Here is a 4324-nt window from a genome sequence, read left to right as displayed (position 1 = left end):
AGCCGGCCTCCTTCGACGCGGCGTCGCTGCTCACCGAGAAGCTGAAGGTGCTCCGGGCCGTGCGGCTGCCGAAGGACCTGGGCCGGCACACCGTGCGCGGGCAGTACGAGGCGGGCTGGCAGGGCGGCAGGCGGGTTCGGGGCTACGCGGAGGAGGACGGCATCGACGCGGGCTCCACCACCGACACCTACGCCGCGATCAAGCTGGGCGTGGACAACCGCCGCTGGGCGGGCGTCCCCTTCTACCTGCGCACCGGCAAGCGGCTGGGCCGCCGGGTCACCGAGATCGCGGTCGTCCTGCAGCGGGCGCCGCACTCGCCGTTCGACACGATGGCGACCGAGGAGCTCGGGCAGAACGCCATCGTCATCCGGGTGCAGCCGGACGAGGGTGTCACGGTGCGGTTCGGCTCGAAGGTCCCCGGCACCTCGATGGAGATCCGGGACGTGTCGATGGACTTCGCCTACGGCGAGTCGTTCACGGAGTCCAGCCCGGAGGCGTACGAACGGCTCATCCTCGACGTCCTGCTCGGGGACTCCAACCTGTTCCCCCGGCATCAGGAGGTGGAAGAGTCCTGGAGGATCCTCGACCCGGTCGAGGAGTACTGGGCGTCCCACGGCAGACCGGCCCGGTACGTCTCGGGCAGCTGGGGACCCGCGGAAGCCGACGAGATGCTCGCACGAGACGGACGGAGCTGGCGCAGGCCATGAAGATCGATCTGACCGACACCACGGCAAGTGATGTCAACAAGGCGCTGGTACGGGGCCGCCGCTCCATCGGCACCCCCGCGGTGGGCATGGTCCTGACGATGGTGCTCGTCACGGACGAGGAGAACGCCTACGACGCGATCAAGGCCGCCGAGGAGGCCTCGCACGAGCACCCCTCACGCATGCTGGTCGTCATCAAGCGGCACGCCCGCACCCCGCGCGAGCGCACCCACCCTCGGCTGGACGCCGAGGTGCGGGTCGGTTCGGCGGCCGGTACGGGCGAGACCATCGTCCTGCGCACCTACGGCGAGGTGTCCGACCACGCCGACTCCGTGGTGCTGCCGCTGCTGCTGCCGGACGCGCCGGTGGTCGTGTGGTGGCCGGTGGACGCGCCCGAGAACCCCTCGAAGGACCCGCTGGGCGCGCTGGGCCAGCGCAGGATCACCGACCTGTACGCGGTGGACAACCCCTTGGAGGTCCTGTCGGCCCGGATGCGCGCCTACGCGCCCGGCGACACCGACCTGGCCTGGACCCGGCTGACGCCGTGGCGTTCGATGCTGGCCGCCGCCCTGGACCAGGCCAGGCTGACGGTGACGTCGGCGGCCGTGGAGAGCGAGGCCGAGAACCCCAGCGCGGAGCTGCTGGCGCGCTGGCTCGGGGCCCGGCTGAAGGTGCCGGTCGAACGGGTGGAGACGGACGGCCCCGTGGTCACGGGGGTACGGCTGGGCACGGTGGAAGGCGAGATCGTCATCGACCGTCCGGAGGGCCCGATGGCCACCCTGTCGCTGCCGGGGCAGCCGTCGCGGCGGCTCGCGCTGAAGGTCCGCCCCCTGTCCGAGCTGATCGCCGAGGAGCTCCGGCGGCTCGACGCGGACGAGATGTACGCCGTCGCCCTGCGCGGCGAGACCGCCGAGGAGGCCCCCGCCCCTGCCTGAGGTCCCGGCCCGGCCGAGGTCCCGCCCGTGCGCGAGGACCCCGCTCGTCCCCGAGGGCCCCGGCCGTGCCCGGCATCCGTGACACGTCCGCACCGACCCGCCGCCCCGGTGGGCCGCCCACCACGACATCGGGAAGTGAACTGAGATGCAGATCGGTCTTGTTGGTCTCGGAAAGATGGGCGGCAACATGCGCGAGCGCATTCGCGCCGCCGGACACACCGTCGTCGGCTACGACACCAATCCCGACCTCTCCGACGTCGGCCATCTGGCCGACCTCGTCGGCCGGCTCGACGGGCCGCGCGCGGTCTGGGTGATGGTCCCGGCCGGTACCGTCACCCAGCACGTCATCGACCAGCTGGGGAGCCTGCTCAAGCCGGGTGACACCGTCATCGACGGCGGCAACTCCCGCTGGACGGACGACGAGAAGCACGCCAAGGAGCTGGGCGCCCGGGGCATCGGCTTCGTCGACGCGGGTGTCTCGGGCGGTGTGTGGGGGCTGGAGCACGGGTACGCCCTCATGGTCGGCGGCGAGGAGGAGGACGTGCAGCGCCTGAAGCCGATCTTCGACGCGCTCAAGCCGGACGGCCCGTACGGCTACGTCCACGCCGGCCGGGTCGGTGCCGGGCACTTCGCGAAGATGGTCCACAACGGCATCGAGTACGCGATGATGCAGGCGTACGCCGAGGGCTGGGAACTGCTGGAGAAGGTCGACTCGGTGGACAACGTCCGCGAGGTGTTCCGCTCCTGGCAGAACGGCACGGTCATCCGCTCCTGGCTGCTCGACCTCGCGGTCGACGCCCTGGACGAGGACGTCCACCTGGAGAAGCTGCGCGGCTACGCCGACGACTCGGGCGAGGGCCGCTGGACCGTGGAGGCGGCCATCGACAACGCGGTGCCGCTTCCCGCGATCACGGCCTCCCTGTTCGCCCGGTTCTCCTCCCGGCAGGAGGACTCGCCGCAGATGAAGATGGTCGCGGCGCTGCGCAAGCAGTTCGGCGGGCACGCGGTCGCGTCCGCGGACCAGCCCGACCCGGAGACCCCGGCGGCCCCGGGAAGCCCGGAAAGCCCGGACGGGGCGTAGCGGCCGTGGGCGATCTGCTGCTCGCCCGGCACGGGGAGACGGAGTGGAGCAGGGCCGGGCGGCACACCGGCCGTACCGACCTGCCCCTGACCCAGGCCGGCGAGGCGCAGGCTAGGGCACTGACCCCGCTGCTCGAAGGCCGTTCCTTCGCCCTCGTCCTCACCAGCCCGCTGGCCCGCGCCCGGCGCACCGCCGAACTGGCGGGTCTGGCGGACGCCTTGCCGGAGCCGGACCTGCGGGAGTGGGACTACGGCGGCTACGAGGGCGTGACCACCGCCGACATCCACCGCTCCCGGCCCGGCTGGGACCTGTGGACCGACGGCGTGCCGCCCGGTCCCGAGTTTCCCGGCGAGTCCCCCGGGCAGGTCGGCGAGCGGGCCGACCGGGTGCTGTCCAAGGTGGCCGGGGAGCTCGAGGCGGGCGATGTGATGCTCGTGGCCCACGGCCACCTGCTGCGGGTCCTGGCGGCACGCCGGCTGGGCCTGCCGCCCGCGGCCGGACGGTTGTTCCGGCTGGAGACGGGCACGCTGAGCCGGTTGTCGCTGGAGCACGGCGATCCGGTGATCGCGGAGTGGAACACCCGGCCTTGAGCGACGACCCGGCCCGGCGGAACCTGCTCCCGGCTCCTCAGCCGCCGCCGAGGGCGCTCGCGGTCCGTACGGCGTGCTGGGCGGCGAGTCGTACCGGCGCGTTGCGGGCGCCGTAGCCGCGGTGGCCGCCGTCACGCTGGAGGAGTTCGAAGAACACCCGTCCGACGGTGCGGGTGTAGCAGTGCCGCAGGCTGCCCCCGGCCTCGTCGCGGTCGTAGAGGATGCCCAGCTCGCGGTACGTCTCCAGCTCGCCGTCGGCGAACTCGTAGCGGGCGGCGAGGTCGTCGTAGTAGTTCGCGGGGATCGGCAGCAACGGGGCGCCGGCGTCGCGGAACCGGCGGGCGGCGGCGACCACGTCGTCGGTGGCGAACGCGATGTGCTGGGCGTGCACGGTGTCGTCGGTGGGTGCGGCGCCGACGGTGAGGGCGATCCGGACGGTGCCGTCGGGATTGCTGACCGCACGGCTGCGCTGCAGGCCGTAGGGGTCGGCGACGTCGACGCTGTCCTCGGCGTCCAGTCCGAGCACGCTGCGGTGGAAGAGGACCGCCTCGTCGAAGTGGTGCCAGGGCTGGGTGAGCGCGAGATGGTCGATGCGGCGGACGCCGGGGGCGGCCGGGGGCTGTCCGACGTCCTCGAAGTCGGCCCGCCAGTCGCTGTGCCGGGCGTCGCGCCCGGCGCCGCAGAAGAACAGTTCGGTGCCGTCGGGGGCGGCGACCGCGTCCAGCGGGGCGTCCTCGGGTGCACGGCGGCGGGGCAGCACGGGCGCCAGCAGGGCCTCCGCGCGGTCGGCGGCACCGCCGGGGTCGGGTGACTCCAGGCCGACTGCGGCGAGTTGGGCCCCGTCGCGGCGTACGACGGCTCCCGTGTTGACGAGGATCCGGGCCTCGCCCTGCTGCCAGAGGTCGACGGGCTTGCTGCGGTGGCGGGCGGTGCGGGCGAAGCCCAGGGCGCCCAGCAGCCCGGTGAGGGGTTCGGCGTCGGCGGTGACGAGTTCGGCGAAGGCGAAGCCGGTGG

The 4324-nt window shown here is 73.2% G+C and carries 5 protein-coding genes; 4 read left to right on the top strand and 1 reads right to left on the bottom strand.

What is annotated here, in order from left to right; genetic code table 11:
- From AOK11_RS24105 to AOK11_RS24090, 4 genes are all read left to right on the top strand, one after another.
- Nucleotides 1–707: glucose-6-phosphate dehydrogenase (locus tag AOK11_RS24105; protein ID WP_167353830.1), on the top strand; the 707-nt coding region annotated here is incomplete at its 5' end.
- Nucleotides 704–1639 (top strand): glucose-6-phosphate dehydrogenase assembly protein OpcA, encoded by a 936-nt coding sequence (gene opcA, locus AOK11_RS24100; protein ID WP_055595824.1) that lies wholly within the window; start codon nt 704–706, stop codon nt 1637–1639. The genes AOK11_RS24105 and opcA, both read left to right, overlap by 4 nt.
- 145 nt (nt 1640–1784) lie before the next feature.
- Nucleotides 1785–2720 carry a phosphogluconate dehydrogenase (NAD(+)-dependent, decarboxylating) gene (gene gnd, locus AOK11_RS24095; RefSeq protein ID WP_055595823.1) on the top strand — a complete coding sequence of 312 codons (936 nt, stop codon included), beginning with the start codon at nt 1785–1787 and terminating at the stop codon, nt 2718–2720.
- Between the two features lie 5 nt (nt 2721–2725).
- The gene (locus AOK11_RS24090; protein WP_055595822.1) at nt 2726–3310 is read left to right on the top strand and encodes a histidine phosphatase family protein; all 585 of its coding nucleotides are present in this window, start codon (nt 2726–2728) and stop codon (nt 3308–3310) included.
- A gap of 37 nt (nt 3311–3347) precedes the next feature.
- Here AOK11_RS24090 and AOK11_RS24085 read toward each other — a convergent pair.
- Nucleotides 3348–4324, bottom strand: a 977-nt coding sequence (locus AOK11_RS24085; protein WP_206188915.1) for a 4-hydroxyphenylpyruvate dioxygenase family protein, incomplete at its 5' end; no start/stop codon positions are given.

Source organism: Streptomyces hirsutus, from assembly GCF_001418415.1.
GTDB classification, from domain to species: Bacteria; Actinomycetota; Actinomycetes; order Streptomycetales; family Streptomycetaceae; genus Streptomyces; species Streptomyces hirsutus.
The sequence above is the reverse complement of the archived record's forward strand: the minus strand, read 5'-3'. Positions and strand labels throughout refer to the sequence as shown.

Excerpts from the sequence above, each read along its gene's own strand:
- gnd (WP_055595823.1), top strand. The coding sequence starts at position 1,785 with ATGCAGATCGGTCTTGTTGGTCTCGGAAAGATGGGCGGCAACATGCGC.
- opcA (WP_055595824.1), top strand. The coding sequence starts at position 704 with ATGAAGATCGATCTGACCGACACCACGGCAAGTGATGTCAACAAGGCG.